Source organism: Paenibacillus sp. B2(2019), from assembly GCF_008370385.1.
Lineage (GTDB): Bacteria > Bacillota > Bacilli > Paenibacillales > Paenibacillaceae > Paenibacillus_AQ.
This window is the reverse complement of the sequence record NZ_VTZR01000030.1, coordinates 34,107-60,354: the sequence shown is the minus strand read 5'-3', so window position 1 is coordinate 60,354 and position 26,248 is coordinate 34,107. Positions and strand designations below refer to the sequence as shown.

Below are 26,248 nucleotides of genomic sequence, written 5' to 3'. Positions count from 1 at the left end.
GTCACTCTGTCCTATGTTTCTAGGAATATAATGAGATTGTATTCGACACCAACCTTTATAAACCATCGGAGGAAACACAATGAAAATTAAGAAAACATTATCCGTTGCATTATGTGTAGCAGCAGTCGCATCTTTCTCATCTCAAGCAATGGCCAATCCTGTCACAACGCCAACCAGTTCAACCGTAGCATCATCCACTAATCAAGTTGGACAAAAATTTACACTAGCTGGTGTTAAAACGAACGCCAATACAGTATTGATAGCAACAAGCACGGTTGATCTTGATTTGGATGGCGTGAAGGACACTTTATATCTCATTGGCGACAAAAATGAATCTCCTGATTTCGACAACATTAATCTCATCGTTGTAAACGGCAAAACAAACAAAGTGTTAAACGCAGGGATTAAAGACTTTGGTGGTTTGAACGCGAAAATCAGCTATGTGAGTGATTTCAATAATGACCATGCACTTGATGTGATGATTACTGCGTACTCCGGTGGCAACCAAGGTTCTACCAATGCTAGAATCGTAACTTTCAAGAATGATACCCCTTCTATTATTCTGGGCGGGGATTTGAAGGTGAAAGGCGAACGGGCATTATTCAGAACATTAGAAGCAGTCGATGTGGAAAATGATGGCGTGAACGAACTGCTTGGAATCAGAATCCTCCATGGTGAAGCTACTTCAATGGTAACAGGCTATGAAAAAGTATGGTTTGCGTACAAAAACGGCGAATTCCAAGTTAGCAAAACAGAAACTACTAAAGAAGATCCATTTAAACAACCTGCACTTGGAGAACTGACTGTTGGCCAACCTTTCGCATTGCAAGGTGTTAACACAACAGATAAGACTGTTCTTATCAGAAAACAAGTTAACGATGTTAATAAAGACGGTGTCCAAGATAAAATTTATCTGATCGGTGACAAAGCAGATGAACTTGGTTATGTAAGCAACATCAACCTGGTTGTTGTCGATGGCAAAACAAATACATTGAAAGATGCAAAAATCAGCGGTTTCGATGGCTTTAAACCAGAAATTCAATGGATTGGTGATTTCAACGGGGACAAAGCAAATGATGTAATGTTTACAGCATTCTCCGGTGGTAACAATGGTACGACAGATGCTTACATATTGTCTTTCACAGGTGATAAGGTACAACCGCTTTTGAGTGTAAAACCTGTTGTGGATGGTAAACCAGCATTTTTCAACACTTTAGAGCAAGTAGATCTTAATAAAGATGGTGTATATGATCTGGTGGGGACTAGAAAAATTCGCGGTGACGCTGAAGCTATAGTTCTAGGTGAGGAAAAAACAACATTCACATTCAAAGACGGTGCCTTCAAGGTTGTAGGTACAGAAACCATTAAGTCCGATAGCAAGCCAGCGACTACTCCAACAACTACAACAAGTGATTACACCGTTGGCAAACGTTTTGAGCTTAAGGGAATTACAACAACAGCAAAAACAATCCTGCTTGAGAAACAACAAGTGGATGTAACTGGTAATGGTGTTGCGGATAACGTCTTACTGATTGGTAACAAGGATGCCGCTAATGGTGGATTAGTTACAGATATCAACATCGTCGTTCTAGAAGGAAAAACTAAAAAAGTGATTAACAGTAATATCAAAGACTTCACGGGTTACCAACCAAAAATCAACTTCGTTGACGATTTTAACGGAGATAAATCTAAAGATGTCATGATTACTGTATACTCTGGCGGTAACAACGGCAGCACCAATGCTTACGTAGTATCCTTCAAAGACAGTGGTGTGAAAGTTCTTCTTAATGAGTACGTGAAAGTGAATGGCAAACGCTCGCTCTACAACTCAATGAAAGTCACTGATGTAGATAAAAACGGAGTCTATGAGATTGTTGCAACAAAAACGATTCATGGTGAAGCTACTTCCGTAATTAAAGGCGAAGAAACCGCTGTTCTTGCTTACAAAAATGGAGCATTTCAAGTTAAATCGACGACTGTAAAGAAATCTAAATAATCTTATAACAGATACCTCATTGAGGGAGTCTCCCGATAGTCATCAAAAGTGGCTACCGGGGGACTCTCTTTTTTTTGAGTATGATTGACTTGTGCTCTTGGTGAGAACGCCTAAAACTAAACTCTCCCTTGCTCAATAAGTCTTGCGGATCCATTATTAAATTACAAAATGACCCGCTATTCTAAAGGAGAGAAAACAATCTTATGGAACTGAAAAAAATAAATGAATCTATTTATTACTTAGAAAATGTTAGGGAAACAGACAGACCTGTTTTGGGATATGTTGTAGGTGAGAACTTTTCAATTATGATTGATTGTGGCAATTCAAAATCGCATTTTGATGCCTTTATAAAGGGTTTAGATGATCACAATCTACCACGTCCCAAATATGCATTGATTACGCACTGGCATTGGGATCATACCTTTGGCATGCATGCTTTTGAGGGGGAAACCATAGTATCTTCAGCAACGAATGAGGTACTAAAGCGATTGAAAGCGTGGAAATGGGATGAAGAGTCCGTTGTAAAACGTTTAGAGACAAAAGAAGAAATAGAATTCGCCTATAACTGTATGAAAAAAGAATACGATACGTTCGATAAGATTTCGGTCAGCACAGGATCGATTATTTTCGAGGATTCTTTAACGTTGGATTTAGGGGGCATCACTTGCCAAATCCTCAAGGTAGGAGGGCCGCATGAAGCAGACTCTTGTGTTGTATATGTTAAAGAAGCGGAGGTTTTATTTGCAGGTGATGCACATAGTGGAGATTATTATCATGGAGAAGGTAAGATTGATCCCATAAAAATGAAGGAATATGTTGAGTTTTTAAAAAATCTTTCATTCACTACGTATATCACAGGGCACGACGCCCCTATGAGCAAGGAGCAAATCATTCATGTGTTAAGTAGATTTTGTGAAATGAAGTAAACAGGGACTCCCTTTCCCTATACCCACCCCGTAAACTCCAATATAGATGCTTTTGCAGATTGGGCTTCGGAATGTGCGCCTTTACGCCATTGTTTGGGAGATTCGCCCATAAGCTTGGAGAAACATCGGTTGAAGCTGGAAATGGACTGAAAACCGACTTGTTCAGAGATGGAGAGGATGGAAGCATCCGTGCTTTTTAACTGCTTGCAGGCCTCTTCAATGCGGGTACTGTTTAGGAAATCTAGAGGTGCGGTCCCCATGATCTCATGGAATTTTCTGCGAAAATGAGTGGTGCTTAGATGGCACAGATCAGCTAGGTCATTGATGGTAATAGGTATCATATAGTTTTTGGTGATGTATTCCAGAACCGGAGAGATGACAAAATCACCTTTCAGGTTATGCTCTGTTTCTTGCTCTGCTAAGGGTTCATTCCGGGAATGTATTCTAAGCAGTTCTATATAAAGGGATAATAATAAGCCGTAGGCACTTTCCTGATAGTAAGGATTTTTGTGCTTCAATTCCTCTACGACCGACGTCGCAAGGGTATAAACCTTGGGATGTTCCTCCTTGTTCAAAATACAATTCATTCCCTTGATCGCCCACAAATTTGGCTCGAAGTCACTATAAGCGCTTTTGAATGAATGTTGAAAGAGCTCCTCTGGTGAAAAAAAGATATAAGACCAAAGACTAGCTTCATTTGGCGAACTATACGTTGTATGAGGTAGATACCTAGGGATGAAGGTCACATCTCCGGCTTTAAAGGGTACGGATTCACCATTGATCTCCATGATGCCGCTATCCGAATGACAAATGCCAATCTCTAAATGGTTATGAAAATGGAGATGTTCACTTTTGATATCGGAAATCTTCCAACGCTCACCGCTTAACAGTAAAATAGGGAAGTTTATCGGCAAGCTGTAGTGGCGGTATTCAATGACGGGCTTCTTTTTTCTGGGCATATTCTCAATACTCCCATTCTTATTACGTAGGTTGAGTAGATTATAGGTTAAAGTGATTTCAAGTTCAACAATATAGATGTACTTTACAACTTGAGGAAAGGGAAAGAAGCGGTGGAGGGGAATTTTGGAACTGTAGGAGCGTTAGCGTCCGCCTTTGTCTCCGGATTTCAACCGCTAATAGCGGTACAAATCAAGAAATTCTTACGACAACAGCGGCCGGAAGTCCAACATTCCCCGGAATTGCGACTGACCCTGTACTCTTAATGGTTGAAATTGCACAGTTTAGTTATGAATATGCTTAGAATCAGACCATTTTACTCCTTACAATAGAGTTTGTAAAGCGTTTACATAGGACGGACAGCTCTCAGCGCCAATGGGGGCGTGTGCGAAAGAGAGGAGAATCAAGATGCTTCAATTAACTTATGACAGAGAAGAGATTCTAAGCGTTATCGACAAAGTCGTTAGAAAAACAATGACGATGGATTTAACATGGGACTGGCCATGTGGTGTGGCTTATTATGGGGTATCCAGAGCTTATAAAACGACAGGTAATAAAGAGTATTTGGATATGCTTGTCCAGTGGGCAGATGAATATATCGAGCTGGGCCTGCCGGACTGGACGGTAAACACCTGCGCCATGGGGCATATGCTGATCACCTTGTATGAAGAAACAGGCAATCAGAAATATTGGGATATTGTAATGAGCAAGGTGGATTATCTGCAGAACCATGCGCTCAGATTCGGAGATCATGTGTTGCAGCATACCGTATCCGTCTCTAATGATTTTCCAGAGCAGGCATGGGCAGATACATTGTTTATGGCGGCATTTTTTCTGCTCCGTGTTGGAAGTAAATTAAACGATCAGGAAATGATCCAGGATGCCCTGAATCAATATTACTGGCATATCAAATACCTGCAAGACCCTAGCAGCGGCCTCTGGTACCATGGCTACAATAATGTGAAGCAGGATCATATGTCCGGACTATATTGGGGCAGAGCAAATGCTTGGGGCGCATATACCATGTCGCAAGTCAAAAAGCTTTTGAAAGAATGGTATTTGTATCCGGCGTGTATGGACGTGGAGTGTTCGCTGCGCGATCAATTGGCGACACTCAAGCTTGTGCAAACGGAGAACGGCTTGTGGCGGACAGTGCTTGATGACGAAGAGTCTTATGAAGAAGTATCTGCCTCTTGCGGGATAGCGGCTGCAATGATCAATAACGGCAATCCGCAGCATACCAAATATGTACAAAAGGCCCTGAAGGGTGTCCTAAGCAATATCAGCGAGGATGGACGAGTACTGGGAGTATCGGGCGGAACAGCGGTTATGAAGGACCGGGAAGGCTATCGCAATATTCCAAAAGACTGGATTCAAGGCTGGGGCCAAGGCTTAGCACTCTCTTTTCTGTCCGATATGCTTAAATAGGAGGGATCCAAGTTGTCCAAGCAAACAACGGGGGCCTTTACACTACCGGGAGAATCCGGTTATGAGGCATTGACCTTAGAGTTAGCTGAACGGTGGGGTGCCGATGTCATCCGTGACAGTGACGGCACACAGTTGTCCGATGAGATTATCAACGCAGGATACGGCATTTATTCTACAATCTGTATCATCAGAGATCATAACGAATGGGCATCCCAGAACCCTGATAAGCTACAGCAGAGCTTTTTAATTACTAATCCGAAGGTAGCGGTCGAAAATTATTTATCCATCTATTTAATGGAAGACTTTTTCGCTGAGCAATTCCGAGTAAATGATTCCAAAGAGGCGTTTAAGTACTGGCAGGTTTTTGACCGAACTACTGGTGAAGAGGTTCCAAGAGAACAGTGGAATTATGAGCGGGAATCTGGAAATGTAGTTATTACTGGAATTGCGCCATGGCATAAGTATACGGTCAGCTTCATGGTCTACCGGATTTGGGAAGAGATCTCCATGTACAATCACACCACGAATCACTGGGAAAAAGAACATCTAATGCAGATTGATCCCATCTATGTTGAAACGCAAAAGTATTTGCTCCATTGGATTGAAGATTGGTGTCGTAAGCATAAGGAAACAACGGTGGTTCGGTTTACGTCCCTATTTTATAATTTCGCCTGGATCTGGGGCAGCAATGAGCGCAATCGCCATTTGTTCTCGGACTGGGGTTCATATGATTTTACGGTAAGCTCAAGAGCGCTTGATCTGTTTGCTCAAAAATATGGGTATTCGCTCACGGCCGAGGATTTTGTGAATGGTGGAAAATATCGTGTCAGTCATATCCCGCCGCAGCAGCGCAAGCTGGACTGGATGGCATTTATCAATGATTTTGTCATCGAATTTAGTAAGAAACTAATTGATATTGTGCATGTGTACGACAAGCTGGCATATGTCTTCTATGATGACAGTTGGGTTGGCATGGAGCCTTACAATGATCGTTTCGAGGAGTTTGGTTTTGACGGGATGATTAAATGTGTGTTCTCAGGGTTCGAGGCAAGAATGTGTTCAGGTGTAAAAGTAGATACCCATGAGATTAGGCTGCATCCCTACTTGTTTCCGGTTGGTTTAGGTGGTCTGCCTACCTTTATGGAGGGAGGGAACCCTACACTAGATGCCAAAAAATATTGGATCAATATTCGGCGTGCTCTACTCAGAGAGCCTATAGATCGAATTGGATTGGGTGGATATTTGCATCTTGTAGAGCCTTATCCGGATTTTTGTGATTATATCGAAAAGATTGCGGGTGAATTCAGAGAAATTAAAGAGCTGCATCATAAAGGCAAACCGTATCATATTAAGACGAAGGTAGCCATTCTGCACGCTTGGGGCAAATGGAGATCGTGGACCTTGTCCGGGCATTTCCATGAAACGTATATGCATGATTTGATTCATATTAACGAGGCTTTATCCGGATTGCCGATTGAAGTACAGTTCATTGATTTTGAGGATATCCGTCAGGGGATTTTAAAAGATTGTGATGTAGTGATCAATGCCGGATCGGCTGGTTCAGCATGGAGTGGTGGAGAACGCTGGAGGGACAACAAGTGTGTGGACTTACTGACAAAGTGGGTCTATGAAGGTGGTACTTTTATAGGCGTGAATCAGCCTTCAGCGCTTGAAGGGTATGACAGCTTTTTCAGAATGGCACATGTGCTTGGTGTAGATGAGGATACAGGCTCCAGAGTAGCGCATGGAAAATGGACATATGAAGTGAAGGATGAGCTTGGTTTAGTGCCTATTGGGGCTAGCATAACACCCAAAAATAACATTTATCTTACTGATGGAGCAGCAGCGGTTGTGAATGAAACGGATGGGATGATAACTCTATCCACGCATGCCTTTGGTAAAGGAAAGGGGATCTATCTTCCTTCTTTCACATTCAGCTTTGAAAATACAAGATTGCTGCTGAATTTGATTCGTTTTGCGGGTAATGAGTTCACGGAGACCAAGTACATTACGGACAACTTATATACAGAGTGTGCTTATTATCCGGAAAGCAAAATACTCGTGGTTATTAACAATAGCGATCAGCTTCAAAGCACTACGATTCATACGGAATATGGACAGCAAACCCTGGAATTAGATCCTTTTGACACGATGATTAAAATGATTGGGGATTAATAATATCGGCATAGGAACGGAAAAACCATCCATGGTTATAACATTTAAAAGCTCAAGCTGCGGCTAACCTGCCGATGCTTGAGCTTTTTGCTGTAAAGCGAATATGCTATACGTTGAGTTTGCAGTCTATTTTAATATTAATTTAGGAGTTGCAATACAGCTTGAGGATTCTGATTTGCTTGTGCCAGCATTGCTTGGGCAGCTTGAGTTAATATGTTGGTTTTTGTGAAATTCATCATTTCTTTAGCTATGTCCGCATCACGGATACGTGATTCTGCCGAAGCTAAGTTCTCTGCAGAGTTTTTCACATTGTTCAATGTGTGCTCCATACGGTTTTGTAATGCACCATACATCCCTCTATAGTTTATTACTTTTCCTATGGCTTTATCTATTTGAGCTAATGTCTTATCAGGTATACCGGGTGGCAATATTCCCATATTTGCAATGCCCAATCCTTGAGAGGTTACATTGAACAGGGGGATGATGATTGTTTGATTATGGTTAGCCCCTGCTTGAATATCGAGACTTGGTGGAACATAGTCAATATCCTTTATATCCGTTTTCACTGTTGTTTCAATATGCTTAGTTTCTACTAGTTCATGTGTTAGTTCAAATACATCAAGATTTAATGAAAACGGACCATAATTGAAGCCCAATGATACACTCGTACCAGAGGGAATAGTGAGTTGCCAATCAAAATTTATTTGTGGTTGACCTGCTGCCGGATTATTAATCGTAAGCTCTGAAGGCGCCAGAAATCCAAGCAAATCATCAAATTTTAAGCCAGCGTTGGCATCTGATCCCGTTAGGTTAAATGAACTTCCTGAAGGTGGATTTATTATGGTATTTCCGGTAGCTAACGGATTTCCTCCTGCATCAGTGATAACTGAATTTATTGGAGGGGCGATTATATTATCTAGTTTGATATTGGCATCGGTTGGATCCATATTATTAATTACATATTTGATTTCCATAGAGTTATCAGCCAGTACAGTCCTATATCTCATAATTGATAGGTTTGTGCCGGGGAACCACATATGATCCCAGGCAGGATCTGATCCTGAACCACTACGAGATGTATACTCGATGGGTCTTAAACTTCCATTAACTTCAATATTTTCGAGCATTGAACCGTATACATCGCCAAGATCTTTGGGTCCAAAACTGGTTTTATTCATTCCAACAGAGAACCAGTAGGCAGGTGTAGCATATTGTGGATCGTTTGATGCTGTTAACGTTTCATAAACAGTATTATTTGTGTCCGTCTTAGTTGTTGTTTGAATATCAATATTATATTCATTATAGCCTGCTCTTCCATCTGGAGAGGCGATTGGAGAAATATTATTGGTATTTGAATATGTATTGGTCGTTACTGATGTATCTGAACTACTAATTACATGTCTTGTTTCTGCTGATGTTCCTTGAGGTTTGTAGACTATACTGTTAGTTACTCTAGTAGTTGGTGGCGGGTCACTGATAGTATAGGCTGTATTACTGCTCGATCGATCAGCAAGTATCGTATAATCATCTCTAGCCAACAAGTTAATTGAATTAAATTCTGTTCTCCTTGAAAGGCTGTCTATTTCTTGGGTAAGTTGTTGTATTTCAGCCTCAATCTGTTGCCTGTCGTTATCCGTATTCGTATCATTTAGACCCTGAATAATCAATTCCCTTTGTCTTTGTAATATATCATTTATCTCTTGTAGGCCGCCCTCTGCTGTTTGAAGGAGTGAAGCGCCGTCCTGTATATTTCTGGATGCCTGATCCAGTCCTCTAATTAATTTGTCCCCTCATTTTTTCAGATATTGACAATCCTGCAGCATCATCAGAAGCTTTATTGATGCGTAAGCCTGATGATAGATTTTCCATACTACTAGAACCAGCTTTAGCATTTTTCCGTAACAAGTTATTTGCATTTAGAGCAGACAAATTGTGCATTATTATCATAATTGATACCTCTAAGAGAAATAATGTGAATTCCCATACATATTATCACAATAATAGATATTGCGTCCATGAATGCATTAAAGCAGCTTTGCAGAATGAATCGGCTTATTTTTTTTTGGATTTTTTTAAATCCTTACTATATTTGTAAAGTTTTATTTATATGAAGACCCGGGTTAGCCATTCCGAAATTAGATCATGCTATATCTTGTAGCCAACTATGTTAAACCAAATGGGTCAAAATAGAATAAACAACTAGAGGAGGCTTATATATTGGATTGGCAGGATTTAATATTTAAGTTTGTTGGTGGACTTGGGATTTTTCTGTTTGGTATTAAATACATGTCAGATGGGCTTCAGAAATCCGTGGGGATAAAATGCGTGGCCTGCTCGAGAGGTATACATCTAACCCGATTTTGGGTGTTCTTGTCGGGATTAGCGTAACTGTATTGATACAATCTTCAACGGGGACAACGGTTTTGGCGATTGGGCTTGTAAATGTGGGCCTTATGACTTTGCGACAAGCCATTGGTGTGGTTATGGGCGCAAATATAGGAACAACAATGACAGTATTTATTGTAGGGATCAAGCGAATTGGTGATCATAGTAAGAATATTGCACAGTTCGTTTTGCACGAATAATAAACAGCACCCTTAGAATAGACATTGGATAATCCCTATCCGATGAAACTCTAGGAGGTGTTTTTTTATTATGAAAAAAGGAAAGAGCATGCTCTCAAAGATGAACCTTATTAATGAGGTAGGTGCTCACGTTAATACAATCGATCAATTGTATAAATCTAGCATCCTTAATCGTAGAGGTAAGACAACGAATGGCGAATTATTCACAGAAGTAATTGCTGAAGAATTGTTGAGATTGGATATAAAAAATCGGCTGAAAGAGATCAATGAAGTAGTAAGAGAGAGTGGGTATCGTGTGACCACGCATGACGGGGTTGTTACTACCGGGCACAAGGAAGAGGATTCTAATCGAAAAGAAGAGAGAGTTGCCATTCAATTATTTAACTTAAGTCAAAGTGGAAAAATATTTAATGGTATTGGAAGGATTATGGACTATCAAGTCCCTTTGAAAAATAGTAGTGCGGATAAGGGACTAGGTAAGATTGATTTAATTTCTTTGGTGGATGATTGTATGGTTCTGATCGAATTTAAAATTAATGAAAATAGAGAAACCCTCTTAAGGTGTGTTCTTGAAATCGCTACATATTATCAGGTGCTGTCAAAGTCCAAGTGTTTTGTATGGATCCTGTAAGCTTCGAAGTACAGACTCTATAAAAATATGTTCACAATATCCCTCGCAATTATGATTATAACTAAACTCTCCCTTGCTGAGCTTAGCCTGCCTCATCCATTATTTAACTAAGAAATGATTTGCAGCGCCATAAAAGATTGGAGACGATGTTTATTCATGAGGGACTTTGTAATCCGAAATCCAAAGGATGAAGATGCGGAGCAAATTGAAAGCATGGACTTTGTTCTAAAAATGCTATATCTGTACCATGGAGATCTGGATAAGCGAAATATGTTCTGTGCAGTGAGTGGCGACGGAGAGGTTCTGGCCGTTGCACATCTGATGGAGCATGATACTTTTCATGCGGTTGGACATGATGAAGACCCAAACTTCAAACGATATCTTAATTACGAAATTATATTTGCAGAGAACACCGAGGATGAAGGTATCAAAGCTGCGCTGATCGAAGCATTGATCGGACGATCCAGAGAAATTAAAGCTGGGTATCAAGAGAAACGTATTATCATGGCTCAATATCTCGACACAGATGATCTCGAAGAGTTGAGCTTTTGTCTAGCGCGTGGATTTACGATTTGCGATACGATTGTCGTGTTTAAATTTGACCTGAGTAGAGAGATTCCTGAGTATCCTTTACCAGAAGGTGTTCTGGTGAAGCCAACTGCACTGAACAATAGTGAAGCTCAGGAACAATATCGTCAAGCTGAACTTGCTTCCTTTGACGGCGTGGCTTGGAGCTTGAATCACTTGGGATGGATGCAGGGATCACCCGAAATCGTTAATTTCTGCGCGTTTCATGGCGATCAATTGATCGGCAACACCTCAACCTGGAGAATCACCGACGAGAGAAGTGCAACGGAGAATGTATTCGTCATTCCTGAATGGCAGAAAAAAGGTGTCGCTCGTAACATCATCTGCACAGCACTGGACTATCTAAAACAGCAGGGAAAAACAATCGCCACATTAGGTACGCATGGTGATAATAAGAAAGCTATTAGGCTATATACTCAGATCGGTTATGAATTGTACGGTTCAAGATTTACAGTTGGCTATGAAATAGTTTAATAAGCATTTACTAGACGACTTTGGTCGTCTTTTTTTTTTACAAGGACTACTGATCTTCTTTATTGAATTATTACTAATAAGGTATTATTTTCAAAATAATATGTTTATTTAAAAAGGGAGTCTAGAGGAATGATTAGGATCTGCATTTGTGATGACGAGCAATTACATAGTTCCAAATTAGAGAAGATTATTATGGATAGTGCAGGCTTGTATCAAAACATAGAGCTAGATATAGACATTTATGAATCTGGAAAATCATTGTTGAAGGCTTTAAAAGCTAGAAACGAGGAGTATCAAATATTATTCTTAGATATTGAAATGGGGATATTAAATGGTATCGAGGTCGCTAGGGAAATTAGAAAAATAGACAAAAATATGATTATCATTTATGTTACCAGCTACGATAATTACACCATGGAAAGCTTTGAAGTTTCACCTTTTCGATACATACTTAAACCTATTCAAGACGAACATATAAGCAAAGTATTACTCCACGCCATTGATGAGGTTAGAAGGAATAACCAGTACTTATTCTTCAAAACTCAAAATCTTAACTATCAAATCAAAAGTGAGACGATTCTATCTATTTCATCTGAGAAAGGTAGGATCATACATGTTGTAACCGTTGCTGACGAGTTTTCCTTTTATGGCACGATAAAAGAGATTGAAGAAATGCTTGATCCCTTGTCCTTTATAAAAGTAAATCAAGGTACCATTTTAAATCTAAATTATGTACATATTGTTTCGGGAACCGATATTATTCTCACCAATAAAGAAAATTTCGCAATTAGTAGAGGTCAGAGAAAGGTAGTTAAAGATGCTTATAACAACTTCATAAAAAGGAGGATTGGCTTTTGAGAAATTTTGAGGTTATGAGCATTGCGGTGCTAGCTATTCTCTATACGCTAGTTCAGGTAACATCTATTTCTATTTATTTCAATGGATTCCTTAACCTCAGAATTTCAAAGTATAAATTTTATTCCTTAACATTTCTCGCTATGGGAGTAATAAAATTATTGTCTAGTGATACAAACTCTATGGTTAAGTTGCTTTTATTTGTTGTTCTTTTGAGTATCTGTATACTGTATTCGTTCTACGGATCAATGGCTCAAAGGATCTACCACATTATCTTTTTTACGCTGATCACTACACTTGCAGACTTGGCGTTGTCTATTATTACATATAATTACGAACAAAAATTTGAAGACCGTTTATTCCTCATGCTTGTCGTATATTTTAGTGCAAACTTTTTATCGTTGTTAATTGTGATGTTGTCGGCAAAGTTGTTACTCTATTTTAGATCTGATAATGAGGACGGATTAAGTAATAAGGAATGTTTGTTATTAAGTATTGTGCCTTGTTTATCATTAATGAGTATATATTGGATTTTCCAGTATAAAGATATTAATCAATTCGTTCCATGTGTTTTTTTGTTAATTGTCAATGTATGTATCATGCTGATTTACAACAGTTTAGAAGGGAAAAATTTTCTTATACATAAGTACTCCATAATGGAGACACAAAATAAATATTATGAAGAGAGCTTAGAGAATCAAAGGGAAATGTCTAAGCTAAAACATGATCTGAAAAATATTTTATTAAATATAGCCTATGGATTGGAGAGGAAAAAAACAGAAGAGGTAAAAGAGGAGCTACAGGAGTTATTGAAAACCAATGTATTCTCATATAGATTATTAACCGGGTGTATACCCATCGATGCCATTCTTCATAGTAAGCTAGAACAAACCAAGAAGTATAATATAGAATGCACTTTAGACCTCCAAGTTCCTCATGACTTATTTATAGAACATACCATTGATCTAGCGGTCATTTTAGGGAATCTTTTAGATAATGCCGTTGAAGCAGTACTTAGATTAACAGAAGAAATGAAAAAGGAAATTGAAATCAACATAAAGTTTAGTGAGGGTAAATTATTCATAATCATTGTAAATTCGTCGAATCATGTGAATATGGACTTTTCCTATGGGCGATTAATTTCTGAGAAGGGAAAAAATAGGTACGGCATTGGAATCAGCAGTATCAATGAACGAGTCAAAAAGTTAAAAGGATACTCAGACTTTTCGTACGATGAGGGCTATTTTAATTCAATCGTAGTTTTACCAATGCCATAAAATAAAAAAGGCGACTTTCCATTCAAAATTGAATGAGAAATCGCCTTTTTATTTTGCAGATTACAACGAGTATTATGCAGATTACAACGAGCACCAAAAAACCAAAAAATATTGGCTTATGATTTCAATGTAGGTTATCAAGGGCATAAATATTCCAAAGTACAAAAGAAAAGTGAAATAGGGGGGGAGCAAAGAGTCGCCATTGCGGGCTTTAATTATGCAAACTTGTATCCATTTCTATTTTGGGACATGTGAATTCCAAATCAAATAGGAAAGGAGGGAGAACGTTATGATTCCATTAGTTGTATTAGTTGTTGTATTTGCTTTATTGACTATAACGCTATCATGTCTATGGCTCTACAACGATTGTTTGTATCGAGGGATAAATCCTTGGATTTGGGTATTATTAATGATTGCGACCACTCCCATATTGGGATTCATTTTATATTCTCTTATTGGAAAAAGAGAAATATCAATTACGGGCAAGCCTAGAAAGAATAAGTATATAGGATCTGCGGTTTTTATTACCATATTGCTGCTTATCTTTTCAAGTATCGGATTAGCATTTTATTCAGTGACATAGGTAGAGAAGTTAGATTTAAGCTGATAGTGCTCTGTAGATCTTCTACAGAGCTTTTTATTATTGTTATAATTCATTTCAATATTTTACCGTCTATGCTACTATATCTACGATCATAAAAGGAATAAATTAGAAGAGTAGGTGGGTTTCATGGAAATCGGTGCTATCACTTTGATTGTAAAAGACATGGAAAAGATGGCCACATTCTATCGGGACGTCATGAACATGGCTATAGAATGGGATGGTGGCGTATTTACTGGGGTTCAGCTAAAGAGTGGTGTGTTTTTTAATTTGTGTCAGCGGGATGCGCTGAGTATTTCAGGGCTAGGTTATCCTAATGGGTTAAATGGGACAATGGAAGTCTCATTTGGCGTTCCCTCACCTGAAGAGGTCGACAAGGAATTTGAGCGTCTGGTGAAGGCAGGTGCAACTCCTATAAAAGAACCTATTTCACAGCCTTATGGGTTGCGTGAAGCTGTTGTGGCTGATCCAGAAGGGAATTTGATTGAGATCGTAGCTGGCATTCCACAAGAATAATTGGGTATATACAATCACCCGAAAGGAAGAATTACTCTTGAGAACCCCTATAACTAATGTAAACTGGCTTGAACACCATGAAATCATGGATGAGCTACTCTATCATGAAGCCAACTTAACCACACATCCGATGGATGATGGCTTTGAAGCTGAGGTTCTAAAGATCAATCTAGATCAGGAAAGCTATGTCTTGAAAACATGGAGTAAGAGCTCCAAACCAGATGTTCAGTTTCAATACCATTTATTGGATGTCCTGTCCGAACGAGGGGTAGCCGTCTCTAAACCAGTGGGTTGGGGAATCAATCCGGACGGGAATAAGGTGTTGTTAACAAGCTTTGACGGAAAACCAATTCATAAAGTGAATAATAAGACAATGAAGGAGCTCGCGAGCATTTTAGCCAGAATTCATCAAATAGATATCGCTGAGCTGGAACATATACAACTACCTAAGTACGATTTCATCGACTACTTTTTTCCTGAAGCGAGTGAGCACCCAGACCTTAATCATGCACTTATATCACTAGTGGAGCAAACTCCTATGAGACAAGATCGTATCATTCATGGAGATTTTCATTTAGGAAATATAGTAGAGGAACAACAGCGATTTACCGTCATCGATTGGACGAACGGCCAGTTGGGAGACCCTAGATATGATTTTGCATGGTCACTTATTCTGCTGAAAGTCCACATCTCCGAGCGTTACGCTGATATGTTCCGTTCTGCTTATCTATTGGAGAATTTTATGGAGCTGGAAGAGCTTGAGGTGTTCGAAGCATGGGCTTGTCTAAGATGGATCTTACTGAATAGACGAGGCAGTACACCTAAAGGACCTAATGTAACGAAGAGGGTAAAGAGCATACTGGGCAGTAATCGCTTCCTGAAAGATTTGGATTTCCAAGGGTTTAAATGAACTTCATCTTAAAAAGAATTACAATACAGACCGCAACCCTTTGCGAGGGAGGCGGTCTATTTACGTTTGTTCGCTGCTTTCATTCAATATTCAGTTTGGGTGTTTATAATGCTTTTTATGAATCGGGGGATGTGCTTGTATAGACTTCTACTGTGAAAAGGAGGTTTTCCATGGTAAGGGCAATTCAAAAAACATTGTATCTCATACTGGCATGCTTCATAGGACTGTTTATCGCTTCCTCCTTTTTTATCCGAGCGAAATATAATTATTTCGTATATGGGGACACGCCAGTTTTGGAGAAGCAACAGCTCGGCCTTTTTATTCTAGGGATTGTGGTGGTGCTGGCGTTAAGCGTTATTTTGTATAAAATATGCCTGAAGCTTAATCAGTGCAGTTGGAAAATCGTCATTCCAGCCATATTGCTATGTTCTTTTGCCATTCGGCTCGTGATCATTTTTCTATTTCCTCGCTTGCCGACGGATGATTCGCAGACGGTGCTTTCACTGGCACTCGATATGCTGTACAGGAATGATTATTCATCTTTTGACACGACGGGCTATCTGCATATGTTCCCGTTTAATTTCTCAATTGTTGTGTACTTAAAGACGTTGCTACGGTTATTTCCGGATAATTACTTGGTGATCAAAGTATTCAATATTCTTTTTACACTCTTAACCTCATTAATGATTTACCTGCTGTATAAAGAGCTCAATGGTAAGTCTAAGGATCATGATTATGGCATTCTCGTGTTCGCCGCTACCTATATCCCTTCTTTGTTTATGAGTAATTTAATTTATAACGATGTGATTGCTACCGCCTTCCTGACAAGTGCCTTATATTTTGCTGTGAAATTTATAAAAAGAAAGTCCATAAAGGATATTGTTTTCGCAGCCATCTTCCTGGCAGTCGGCAACTATTTCCGAAGTATCGGTGTTATTTTTCTGATTGCTGTGGTAGTCAGTCTTTTGTTCAACATGCGCGCGATCGGGGTGAAAAAGGCTCTAACCGCGTTGTTTATTACGGCTTTATTGTTTAATGTTCCAGGTTGGACGCAAAATGCTGTGCTGCAGGCGACGAATGTCGTAGATGAACCGATTAATGAAAATTCCGCACCAGTCTATATGTGGCTGAATATGGGGATCAATCTGGAGACGTTTGGGTTCTGGGACAACAGGGAGAGCTACGCTATCTATCAGCAGGATGCAAATTATAATAAGTCAGAAAGCACGGAGTTATTTAAAGAGGAAATCAGTACTAAACTCTCCGAGGCGGGCCTAAGTGACTTAGTGAAGATGTATTATAAAAAAATCGTTTGGACCTGGACAGAAGGAACATACCAGATGGAACGATATGGACTTGGGAATGATGGATCATCCAGTAATGGTGGAAGAATGGGCTTTGTCATGGACCGTTATAGCTACACTAATGCTGCTACGGATCTATTTAAGGGGGATTCGAGCTACCGAAGCGGGCTACTGTGGTTGCTGTATGTTCTGAATTTCCTGATGTATGTTTTTATACTCGTTCGCTTAATCGGTGGAATAAGAGCCAAAAGATTTGAAGAGACCTCTTTGATTCTTGTGGTGCTAGGCTTTATCGGATTCTATCTACTATGGGAGATTAAGTCCCGGTATATTTACCCGGTATATCCGCTGCTGATCGTGTTATCCTACATGGGTTTTAAAGATGTATATGATTATATGTTAAAAAGATATTTTCCACGTCGACCATGTTTGCTCGGAAAGAGGGGGTTCAAAGATGCGGATCAAGCGATATCTCACTTTGCTCATAGTAATGCTTAGTTGTTCCATGGTGCTCGTCTCCTGTGACGCTATCACCGCTCAGAAGATATCAAGTACAGATTCTGGTTCAAGGGTGAACGGGGGACAGGGCTTTAACGGTGGCCGGGGTAAAGATGGAGGGAGCTCTCCCGGCATGAATGGTGGGACAAGAGGAAACGGCAGCCAAGGTACAGATGGAGGAGTTAGCGGGCAAAGTGGGCGACAGTGAACAAATTTCATGAACTTGCCCCAAGCCTACGAAGATTAAGTGTGATAGGATAAGATTACATTTAAATTCCCCGCGGGGGTAAGAAAAGAGAAAAGGGAGCAACATGAGAATCATTATATCGCCTGCCAAGAAGATGAAGATGGATACGGATTTTATGGATTGCCGCCAGATGCCGCAATTTATAAGTGAATCCCAGACTCTTCTGGCCTTATTACAAAAGATGAATTATGAAGAAGCCAAATCGCTATGGAAATGCAATGATGCCATCGCCACGCTAAATGTGGAACGGATTCGTGATATGGATGTAACACGGAATCTTACACCGGCTATCTTTTCCTATGAAGGTATCCAGTATCAATACATGGCACCTGGGGTACTTCAAATGGAGGAGCTGGAATATCTTCATCAGCATTTAAGGATATTGTCCGGATTCTATGGAATCGTCCGGCCATTTGACGGCGTTGTTCCGTACAGGCTGGAGATGCAGGCTAAGCTTAGCGGACCAGGTTTCAAGTCTATCTATGAGTTCTGGAACAGGAAGCTGGCAGAACAGCTATTTTCGGAGACTGATATCATTCTGAATCTGGCCTCTAAGGAATACAGCAAGTGCATCTCCCCGTATGTTGGCGGAAACGTTCGAATGATTAGCTGTGTATTCGGGCAAGAAATCGGCGGTAAGATCGTTGAGAGAGCGACCCTGGTCAAGATGGCCAGAGGTGAAATGGTACGCTTCATGGCTGAGCGGCAAATCACCTGTGTGGAGGATATCAAAGGCTTCGACGGGTTTGATTTCAGCTTTGCTGATGAGCTGTCGGATGAGAGTACGTATGTGTTTATACAAAAAAAGAATGAATAGAGTTAGTAGTACTACGGGTAATCTTGGAGATGGTTGAACAACCAACTTCAGGGTTACCTTTATTTTTGGTCAACGAAACCAGATGGCAAATTCTAGTTTTTTAAAATATAAGGATTTATATGTTTCACTTCATCAATTATCCTTATATTTCTCGCTGAAACGGTACCGTCTTTAAAAAAAGGACGGTAAAGCCATTTCCACTTAAAGGGGATAGATTGCAGTATAGAGAATAAAGTTCGGATGGAATAAGAACAGGTGAAAGAGGAGGGCTTATGATTTTTAAAAGAGATCCATTGGACAAACAGAGCTTACTTAAAGAATTGGATTCACTAGGCTATTCCGACAGAGTCAAAAAAGTAGCGATATTAGGCCGTGATCATCTTGGATCTGTCCAGTACTCCCAATTACTAGCCTCCTTGCTGGAGGATGGCGTTTATGAAGCACGTCTTGCCTTAATTGGTGCCATTGCAACACATGATGCCCCTATTATTCTGTCAGCCCTGCGGCATCCCATGGCAAGTATCAGAAATACGGCTGCGGGTCTTTTGGCAAAGGTGGCTTCAGATGCTGATATTGAACGTGAGCTCCCCCATTTATCATATGATTGCCGCCGTAAGCTGCTGCACAGTATTTCACAGATTAACCGTCAGGAATTGGCGGAACGTTTATTGCCTGTGGTGTACGACCGGTGGGGAGCGGAGGAGGCAGCGATTGTACTGCAGGCCTGTTACTCGGAAACAGTTAGTAAGTGGCTTGCTGATATAGGGTATGCCATAAAAGACTGGAAGAAACTAGCCAGCAGGCATCTTGACGTAGTAGCGGAATACTTTGAAACAACGCTAGGAAGCACACCACTCAGGGAAAAAGTATATGTCTGGTGGAGGTTCTCATCAGCTATGGAGATCCTATGCAATCTGAAGGCGGATCTGGTACTTGCGTGTGCGATGAATCATGGACCCGAGGGTATCATACATCCTGCGTTAAAGGAACAACTTGGCATGCTAGTACGCCAAAATCCGAATAAGGTGTATCAGCTGCTGACTCGAACGGAGTCGCGGAGCGATCTGATTTCTTATGGTGTGCCTGAAGGGGTTCTAAAAAGAAAAAAATATTTATCCATGGAGCAATGGATTGAGATAGCGAAATTACTCGCAGATCACCCGATGCATTTAGCGAAGTTGCTGCATAATATTGCACCTTCCAACCGCCAAGTGATTTTTGATGCCGTGTATGAAGAAGATAAACGCCAAGACCGTGTTTTTCCGGAAAGATTACTTTATGTATTACCGCATGCCTTGCGTGACAAGGAAGCCACCCGGATGCTTGGCCTTCGTGAAATCAATGATGACCGGGAGAGAACAATCAGACTCACCGCTTGCCGTTCGATTCTTCATTCAAGAGCGGGACTTGAACAAGCAACAAAGGTATCCAGTGCAGAAGAACGTTCCACGGCGCTTATGCAACTGATCAGAAGTACGGTTCTGTCGAGACAGGGTATGCATGAGACTTTGGTATTTTTGGGCCGGATTAGAAATGAGCAAGATCCTGTTCGAGGTTTTGTGTTTAAGGAGCTTTCAGAAAGTCCTGCATCTGTGTTCACCGATGCCCATGTACAAGAACTTACTAGGCTTGTTGATAGTGTTATAGATGCCAGAGATACTTCATATGGTACGAAGTTTTCCGTTCAACAACTGGCATTTGCTATTCTCCGGCATAACGCATTAAATCCTCACAGTGAGTTGTTCAAGTTCTCTTTAAATACGATCCGGAAACTGGCCCAGCAGAACGGACAGCTTTCACTTCCATCATTGGAGAAGAATTTACCCCAAGGAGTAGAAGAGGTCATCTTTGATGAAATCTATACATTAGCTGTACAGGGCAACAAAAGAGAAGACTACAATCTGGTGCTTAGCCTGGCTAGCTCATTTGGTAAAAGAGGCTACGGCATTATAAAACTTCAGAATCTGTTAAAGGAAGCAACGAGAGCAAAGGCAGATTCTACAGCCATACAAGCGGTCAGACATTGGCTCTCGCCTCATACAACGCGTGATGTCAGAGTTAAGGAATTATTAGATTTGGATAAATCGTATATTACGATCCATGAAGTGATCCAGCATCTGCATCTAAAACGTCAAGAATGGCTAGATCCCTTTATTTCGGGGGCTGCCATTAAAGGTAAATTTTTATCAGGTAAAACGATCTATCTTGTGCCAGCTACGGACGGATTCAACAGGTGGCTACCGCGTCAGCAGCAAGCATTAAGTTCCTTATTAGAAAAAATCGCCTTCGATGCTAAGCGCAACCATTCGGAGCGTTCGAGAGTTATTAAGATCATGGCAAGTATGCCTGATCTTGGTCCAGATAGATTACTTGAGCTTTTACAGGATAAGGAAGTAACTGTAGTAGAAGCTGCACTTCATGCCCTTTCACTCAAGGAAGAACCGGAGAAGGCACTTTCCGTTCTGCTGGAGAATCTGGATGGGGACCGGGCCCGTGTAGCCATGTACTCGATACCCAGATGCATCCGTAGAGTGAATCCGGGGCTACTGGTTTCCATGCTGAAAGAGCTGCTGAATCGGGATAAGCTGAAGATCACTGTCAGAAAAGAGGCCATCCGCTTACTCGGTGCTTATAGAAGCGATGACAGCATTCCACTATTGATAAACGAGTTCGAGAAACCAAATGCACACAAGGATGTAATCATTGCCATAGGGCATGCTGCAAAACAGCTTTTAGATGATGAGCGCGCTTGGGAGATTTTAAGTGCAATGGCTGCTTCATCAGAAAGTGATATCGCAAGAAGCTTGTTATCCCAACAGCCTAATGATCTTCCGCTAGACTATAGACTTCGCTATTTAAAATTAATCATTGAAATCGGAAATCATCCGGATGGGTTTGTCGGCAAGTATGCTTTCAGTTCTATGATGTGGTGGACCAATGGAAATGAAGGCATTGTTGCAGCCGCCACCTCTCAGGCTATTACGGATTTGAAAGACAGCACTAGATGGGAATTTGCCATGAACACGCTGATACAAATTTGCCGCGATGGTAAGGTCAATGAGGTTGTAATCGGCGTTTGTCAGAAATTGGCTAGTGCGGCGATAAGGGATGAATGGAATGCAACTACTAGAAGAGATTTGCCTCATCGGCAACGTCTCCTGAAACTGATCAACCAGCTGAACGCTTTGCCAACAATCACCCGCATGCACCTTAAACCTTTGTATACGGGACTGATTGAGTGTCTAACATCGGATGAGACTTTACAGCAAGTTGTGATGAAGCTGTATATAGCAGTAATAGACTGGAATAATGTGCAGGAATCCGCCGCTTATCTGAATCAGATGGTTAACTGTATTTCAAATCAGCCGCAGCTGTTGAGCGACGCCTACAAGCAGGTTGCTTATAATTTAAAAGACAGCACAGGCTACTGGAGTCCGGAGACCTTATTGGAAATTGTAGATGTGCTAGGGTCTGAGGGGAGTTACGAATCTCAGTATATTGGACTTTCGTTGCTTGAGGTTGCCGGAAGTGCTCTACTCTGGAGTCCAGAGCCTGCAGAGCGTTTGAGGGTGTACAGAAATCACACGAATATTGCGGTTCGCTCACTTGCGCTAAATATTTGGACGGTGATAGATTAGTTTTCATAGTTTTAATAAAATATAAACACCAAAAAAGCTCAGGCTACAATTCGGCCTGAGCTTTTTTGGTGTTTATTCAATTAAGCTTCCATCTTCTGCGCCGTATAAAGGCGGTGGTAAAGCCCCTTTTGTGCGATAAGCTCATCATGTGAGCCGCTTTCTGCGATACCTTTGTTAGACACATACATAATGCGGTCGCAGTTTTTTACGGTGGACAGGCGGTGCGCGATAATGAATGAGGTACGTCCTTTAAGGAGCTCATTCAGACCTTTTTGCAGCAAACGCTCAGTCTTCGCATCGATTGATGAAGTGGCTTCATCTAATATGAGAATTCTCGGATCAGCCAAAAGCGTTCTTGCGAACGAGATGAGCTGCCGCTGTCCCTGAGACAGCTTGGAGCCACGCTCGTTGACCTCCGTCATGTAGCCTTGATCGAATTCACGGATGAATTCGTCGGCGCACACGGCTTTCGCCGCAGCAATCACTTCTTCCTCGGTGGCATCGAGTTTACCGTAACGAATATTGTCCAAGATCGTACCGGAGAAGATGAAGCTGTCCTGTAGCATAATCCCCATCTGGCTGCGCAGGGACTTCAGCGTAACCTGCGAGATATCCTGATCGTCGATAAGAATCTTACCGTTTGAAATATTATAGAAGCGCGAGATCAGATTGACGACTGTAGTTTTGCCTGCACCTGTTGGTCCCACTAGAGCGATGCTTTCTCCCGCTTTGATCTTAAAGGAGATATTCTCCAGAATATTGAGTCCTGGGTCATAGGCAAAGGTCACATCGTCGAAAGTGACATGGCCCTCTACAGGTCGCAGTGTCTTCGCATCCGGAATATCACTGACGGTAACGGGCTCATCCAGCGTCTCGAAGATACGCTCGAGATAGGCAACGGCGTTGATGAAGTTATTGTACAGGTTCGAAAGATTCAGAATCGGCTGCCAGAAGCGGGCAGCGTAGCTGCTCATCGCCAGAATGACGCCGAGGGTCATGTCTTGTGGACTCAGTGTTAGTAGGCCTACAAGGAAAATCAATGATGTAACGATCGTAGACAAGTTGTCTACGGAGAACGGAATAAGTAAGTTGTAACGTTGAGCCTTCATCCATTCTGTACGGAAATTACCCGCGAGACGTGTGAAGATTCCTTCGTTGCGTTGTTCCCGGGAGAACATTTGCGTCACACCAATACCGCTGATACTTTCTTGCAAATAGGCGTTTAGGTTGGAGCTTTTATTGGATACTGCTTGCCAAGCCCGGCGTTGCCGAGTTTTGATCAGCATCATGATGACAAAGAATACTGGCAGCCCTGCAAGGATGACAAATGATAGACGCACATCAACAGCGAACATGAAGGCTGCGATAAAGAGCAAATTCACGATTTCCAGAATAAAGTTGATAATACCGTTGGATAACACATCTGAAACGGCGTTAACGTAGTTTACGACCCGGATGAGAATCTTGCCTTGCGGACGGTCGTCATAATACTTAAAGGGCAACTCTTGCAGATGCTTAAACAAATCTGTACGGATGTCAAAAATAATATCCTGCCCAACACTCGTCATGATACGTGAACGAATAGTAGCCAGATAAACGCTGACCACAATGGTCAGAAGCATCAGTCCAGCCCAGCCCAGTAGCGCAAGCTTCGCTTTTGCCGGAATGGTCACGTCGATCACATGCTGCATGATTAGTGGAGCTGATAGTGAAATGGCCGCTGAAAGTGCACTGAGGATAAATGCAACAATCATTGGCGTTTTCTTTCGTTTGATGTATACCATCGCACGCCGGAAGTGTTTTATATTAAACGGCGATTCCAGATTCTCATCGACGTCGAATTTATTCCTTGCCACTTGCGGTCACCTGCCTTCCAATACCCTCGTTCTGCAGTTTAAACACATCGTAGTAGTAGCCTCGTTTCGCTAGCAGTTCGGCGTGGGTGCCTTCCTCAACCAGCTTCCCGTTATCCAGAATGAGAATACGGTCAGCCTGCGCGGTCGTAGATACACGCTGCGCGATAATAATCTTCGTGCAAGGATAATCCAGCTCGCGTAGACTTTTCTGAATATGCTCCTCCGTCTCAAGATCGACAGCAGAGGTCGTATCATCCAGAATGAGGATCGGACGGCGAACTGCCAAAGCACGTGCTAAAGCGATACGCTGTTTTTGACCTCCGGATAAGCCGACTCCTCGTTCTCCGACAACGGTATCATAACCTTCAGGCATTTTGGTAATGAAGTCATGTGCGGCTGCGAGCTCGGCAAAGCTTATCGCATCTTCTTCCGGAAGATCAGGATCACCGTAGGCGATGTTTCCATCGATAGTATCAGAGAACAAGAGCACATCTTGGGTCGCCATGCCGATATTATCGCGCAGCTCATCGAGCTCCAGCTTTCGGACATCAACGCCGTCGACGAGTACACGTCCTTCGGCTACGTCATAGAAGCGAGGAATCAGGTTGATGATTGTTGTTTTGCCTGATCCGGTCGAGCCCATGATTGCTATGGTTTCACCAGGTTCTACGGTAAAGCTAACATCGTCAAGTACGATAGCGCTGTCATATTTGAAGCGAACATGATCGAACTTAATACGGCCTTCGTAACGGCGTTTGTCAGTAGACTTATGCTCGTTTGCGATATTAGGCTTTGCGTAATAGATATCAATGATTTTGGACAAGCTCGCAAAAAAGCGCTGAATGTCGTTGATAATAATACCAATGTTGCGCATAGGGTTGGATATAGCCCAGATCAGTGAAGAGAAAGCTGTAAATTCACCGAAGGTGATCCGGCCGTTCATCAGGAACAAACCACCTGCCAGCATTAGAATGACGTTGAAGCCCTGAGCGAAGGATTCCAGAAAAGGAAAGTAATCAAGCCATACAAGGGCGGCCTTTTTGTTCGCTGTAGAGTAATTGACATTCTTCTCCGTAAATTTTTGAACTTCGAACTCTTCGCGGGCAAAAGCCTTAACCACACGGTTGCCTGAAATATTCTCCTGAGTAGTCGTGTTAAGCTGGGACAGCCGCTCACGCAGGTCAATATACATAGGACGGACGCGTTTAGCGAATATGTAAGCCACGATAAAAATGGGCGGTGACAGGATTAGCATCCACAGCGTTAGCTGAGCATCTATAGTGAAAAAATAGATAACAGCAGCAATGAAGATCGTTAGCGATTCAATGATCGTTTTGAAAATCCATGCCATCGAGTGCCGAACCATGTCCAGATCCCCGGTCATCTTGGTCATGAGATCACCGGTACGGTTACGGTCGTAATATTCTCTGTCCTGTCCTTGAATCTTGTTGTACAAAAAAATACGGATATTGTACATCATGTTTTGCGAGGATCTTTCGTACTGCATGGTAGTAATATAAGCAAGTCCTGTGCGCAGTAGAGAAAATCCAATCATGCCCAGACAGAGCATAATCAATAATTGCCGTTCTTGTGTAAGATTCTGCAGCGCATTGTCACCTGCTATAAACGTATCGACAATGCGCTGACTGATGTAAGGGTTTACAATCGTAAGACTTGAACCCACTACTGAGAGGCAGAGCGCTAGAATGTACCGTGTCCGGTTGCCCTCTAAGTTCTGCCATAGCCATTTCAGTTCGAACATCTGATCACCTGTTTCTGATTGTTCTTGTTCTTTCACTCTTGCCTGAAAAGAGTGAATAAAACAAAGTGATTATAACATTATCAATTGACTAAGTATCGTTTACGGTAAAATTTCCTTGTTACATTATTGTTACAAAAAAATGAACTTATTAATGATGTGAATTTATCCTTGAGTAATGAGGGTTTGCCATTCGGGCTTGGGCGTTCT

20 protein-coding genes and 1 pseudogene are annotated in these 26,248 nt (G+C 41.4%); 16 read left to right on the top strand and 5 right to left on the bottom strand.

The features are described 5' to 3' along the window. Positions 1-148 precede the first annotated feature (148 nt). Both PAENI_RS29845 and PAENI_RS29840 read left to right on the top strand, forming a co-directional pair. The gene (locus PAENI_RS29845) at positions 149-1,996 is read left to right on the top strand and encodes a hypothetical protein (RefSeq protein ID WP_223179031.1); all 1,848 of its coding nucleotides are present in this window, start codon (positions 149-151) and stop codon (positions 1,994-1,996) included. Between the two features lie 203 nt (positions 1,997-2,199). Then, complete coding sequence (locus tag PAENI_RS29840) at positions 2,200-2,922, top strand: MBL fold metallo-hydrolase (protein WP_149647740.1); 723 nt, start codon at positions 2,200-2,202, stop codon at positions 2,920-2,922. 17 nt (positions 2,923-2,939) lie between these two features. Here PAENI_RS29840 and PAENI_RS29835 read toward each other — a convergent pair whose 3' ends face one another. Continuing rightward, a complete protein-coding gene (locus PAENI_RS29835; RefSeq protein WP_149647739.1) occupies positions 2,940-3,881 on the bottom strand; it encodes an AraC family transcriptional regulator in 942 nt (313 codons plus the stop codon). 406 nt (positions 3,882-4,287) lie between these two features. On the opposite strand from PAENI_RS29835, the gene PAENI_RS29830 reads away from it, so the two are divergent. Next, positions 4,288-5,307: a glycoside hydrolase family 88/105 protein gene (locus PAENI_RS29830; RefSeq protein ID WP_149647738.1), complete on the top strand. Its 1,020-nt coding sequence runs from the start codon at positions 4,288-4,290 to the stop codon at positions 5,305-5,307. Between the two features lie 12 nt (positions 5,308-5,319). Then, positions 5,320-7,482 (top strand): 1,3-beta-galactosyl-N-acetylhexosamine phosphorylase, encoded by a 2,163-nt coding sequence (gnpA, locus tag PAENI_RS29825; RefSeq protein ID WP_149647737.1) that lies wholly within the window; start codon positions 5,320-5,322, stop codon positions 7,480-7,482. 137 nt (positions 7,483-7,619) lie between these two features. Here gnpA and PAENI_RS32985 read toward each other — a convergent pair whose 3' ends face one another. Next, complete coding sequence (locus tag PAENI_RS32985) at positions 7,620-9,230, bottom strand: flagellin (RefSeq protein WP_316503000.1); 1,611 nt, start codon at positions 9,228-9,230, stop codon at positions 7,620-7,622. Positions 9,231-9,255: 25 nt separating this feature from the next. Continuing rightward, entirely contained in the window at positions 9,256-9,420 is a 165-nt protein-coding gene (locus PAENI_RS32980; RefSeq protein ID WP_316502999.1) for a flagellin N-terminal helical domain-containing protein, read from the bottom strand. 279 nt (positions 9,421-9,699) lie between these two features. Between PAENI_RS32980 and PAENI_RS29815 the strand changes: the two are divergent. The 12 genes and pseudogenes from PAENI_RS29815 to PAENI_RS29760 all read left to right on the top strand — a co-directional run. Next, positions 9,700-10,016 (top strand): annotated as a pseudogene (locus PAENI_RS29815) (Na/Pi symporter); the annotation flags it as partial. A 121-nt stretch (positions 10,017-10,137) separates the two neighbouring features. Next, a complete protein-coding gene (locus PAENI_RS29810) occupies positions 10,138-10,698 on the top strand; it encodes a hypothetical protein (RefSeq protein WP_149647736.1) in 561 nt (186 codons plus the stop codon). Positions 10,699-10,854: 156 nt separating this feature from the next. Then, positions 10,855-11,760 carry a GNAT family N-acetyltransferase gene (locus tag PAENI_RS29805; protein ID WP_188114739.1) on the top strand — a complete coding sequence of 302 codons (906 nt, stop codon included), beginning with the start codon at positions 10,855-10,857 and terminating at the stop codon, positions 11,758-11,760. A 129-nt stretch (positions 11,761-11,889) separates the two neighbouring features. Next, positions 11,890-12,618 carry a LytR/AlgR family response regulator transcription factor gene (locus tag PAENI_RS29800; protein WP_149647734.1) on the top strand — a complete coding sequence of 243 codons (729 nt, stop codon included), beginning with the start codon at positions 11,890-11,892 and terminating at the stop codon, positions 12,616-12,618. Continuing rightward, complete coding sequence (locus PAENI_RS29795; RefSeq protein WP_149647733.1) at positions 12,615-13,892, top strand: sensor histidine kinase; 1,278 nt, start codon at positions 12,615-12,617, stop codon at positions 13,890-13,892. The genes PAENI_RS29800 and PAENI_RS29795 overlap by 4 nt, the downstream gene beginning before the upstream one ends. A 289-nt stretch (positions 13,893-14,181) precedes the next feature. Then, positions 14,182-14,475: a hypothetical protein gene (locus tag PAENI_RS29790; RefSeq protein ID WP_149647732.1), complete on the top strand. Its 294-nt coding sequence runs from the start codon at positions 14,182-14,184 to the stop codon at positions 14,473-14,475. 147 nt (positions 14,476-14,622) lie between these two features. Further along, positions 14,623-15,009, top strand: coding sequence for a VOC family protein (locus tag PAENI_RS29785; RefSeq protein WP_149647731.1), 387 nt, complete (start codon positions 14,623-14,625; stop codon positions 15,007-15,009). Positions 15,010-15,046: 37 nt separating this feature from the next. After that, entirely contained in the window at positions 15,047-15,919 is an 873-nt protein-coding gene (locus PAENI_RS29780; RefSeq protein ID WP_149647730.1) for an aminoglycoside phosphotransferase family protein, read from the top strand. A gap of 170 nt (positions 15,920-16,089) precedes the next feature. Next, on the top strand, positions 16,090-17,721 hold the full coding sequence (locus PAENI_RS29775) for a glycosyltransferase family 39 protein (protein ID WP_149647729.1): 1,632 nt from the start codon (positions 16,090-16,092) through the stop codon (positions 17,719-17,721). Continuing rightward, positions 17,678-17,929, top strand: coding sequence for a hypothetical protein (locus PAENI_RS29770; RefSeq protein WP_149647728.1), 252 nt, complete (start codon positions 17,678-17,680; stop codon positions 17,927-17,929). The genes PAENI_RS29775 and PAENI_RS29770 overlap by 44 nt, the downstream gene beginning before the upstream one ends. Positions 17,930-18,032: 103 nt before the next feature. Further along, positions 18,033-18,785 (top strand): peroxide stress protein YaaA, encoded by a 753-nt coding sequence (gene yaaA, locus PAENI_RS29765; RefSeq protein ID WP_149647727.1) that lies wholly within the window; start codon positions 18,033-18,035, stop codon positions 18,783-18,785. 272 nt (positions 18,786-19,057) lie between these two features. Beyond that, positions 19,058-22,423 (top strand): HEAT repeat domain-containing protein, encoded by a 3,366-nt coding sequence (locus PAENI_RS29760; protein ID WP_149647726.1) that lies wholly within the window; start codon positions 19,058-19,060, stop codon positions 22,421-22,423. Positions 22,424-22,503: 80 nt separating this feature from the next. On the opposite strand, the gene PAENI_RS29755 is transcribed toward PAENI_RS29760, so the two are convergent. Together PAENI_RS29755 and PAENI_RS29750 are read right to left on the bottom strand one after the other, a co-directional pair. After that, positions 22,504-24,279, bottom strand: a complete 1,776-nt coding sequence (locus PAENI_RS29755; RefSeq protein WP_149647725.1) for an ABC transporter ATP-binding protein — start codon at positions 24,277-24,279, stop codon at positions 22,504-22,506. After that, positions 24,266-26,041, bottom strand: coding sequence for an ABC transporter ATP-binding protein (locus PAENI_RS29750; RefSeq protein WP_149647724.1), 1,776 nt, complete (start codon positions 26,039-26,041; stop codon positions 24,266-24,268). The genes PAENI_RS29755 and PAENI_RS29750 overlap by 14 nt, the downstream gene beginning before the upstream one ends. Positions 26,042-26,248 lie beyond the last annotated feature (207 nt).

Excerpts from the sequence above, each read along its gene's own strand:
- PAENI_RS29835 (WP_149647739.1), bottom strand. The coding sequence starts at position 3,881 with ATGCCCAGAAAAAAGAAGCCCGTCATTGAATACCGCCACTACAGCTTG.
- PAENI_RS29805 (WP_188114739.1), top strand. The coding sequence starts at position 10,855 with ATGAGGGACTTTGTAATCCGAAATCCAAAGGATGAAGATGCGGAGCAA.
- yaaA (WP_149647727.1), top strand. The coding sequence starts at position 18,033 with ATGAGAATCATTATATCGCCTGCCAAGAAGATGAAGATGGATACGGAT.
- PAENI_RS29840 (WP_149647740.1), top strand. The coding sequence starts at position 2,200 with ATGGAACTGAAAAAAATAAATGAATCTATTTATTACTTAGAAAATGTT.
- PAENI_RS29750 (WP_149647724.1), bottom strand. The coding sequence starts at position 26,041 with ATGTTCGAACTGAAATGGCTATGGCAGAACTTAGAGGGCAACCGGACA.
- PAENI_RS29810 (WP_149647736.1), top strand. The coding sequence starts at position 10,138 with ATGAAAAAAGGAAAGAGCATGCTCTCAAAGATGAACCTTATTAATGAG.
- PAENI_RS29845 (WP_223179031.1), top strand. The coding sequence starts at position 149 with ATGGCCAATCCTGTCACAACGCCAACCAGTTCAACCGTAGCATCATCC.
- PAENI_RS29800 (WP_149647734.1), top strand. The coding sequence starts at position 11,890 with ATGATTAGGATCTGCATTTGTGATGACGAGCAATTACATAGTTCCAAA.
- PAENI_RS29790 (WP_149647732.1), top strand. The coding sequence starts at position 14,182 with ATGATTCCATTAGTTGTATTAGTTGTTGTATTTGCTTTATTGACTATA.
- PAENI_RS29830 (WP_149647738.1), top strand. The coding sequence starts at position 4,288 with ATGCTTCAATTAACTTATGACAGAGAAGAGATTCTAAGCGTTATCGAC.
- PAENI_RS29775 (WP_149647729.1), top strand. The coding sequence starts at position 16,090 with ATGGTAAGGGCAATTCAAAAAACATTGTATCTCATACTGGCATGCTTC.
- PAENI_RS29785 (WP_149647731.1), top strand. The coding sequence starts at position 14,623 with ATGGAAATCGGTGCTATCACTTTGATTGTAAAAGACATGGAAAAGATG.
- PAENI_RS29760 (WP_149647726.1), top strand. The coding sequence starts at position 19,058 with ATGATTTTTAAAAGAGATCCATTGGACAAACAGAGCTTACTTAAAGAA.
- PAENI_RS29770 (WP_149647728.1), top strand. The coding sequence starts at position 17,678 with ATGCGGATCAAGCGATATCTCACTTTGCTCATAGTAATGCTTAGTTGT.
- PAENI_RS32980 (WP_316502999.1), bottom strand. The coding sequence starts at position 9,420 with ATGCACAATTTGTCTGCTCTAAATGCAAATAACTTGTTACGGAAAAAT.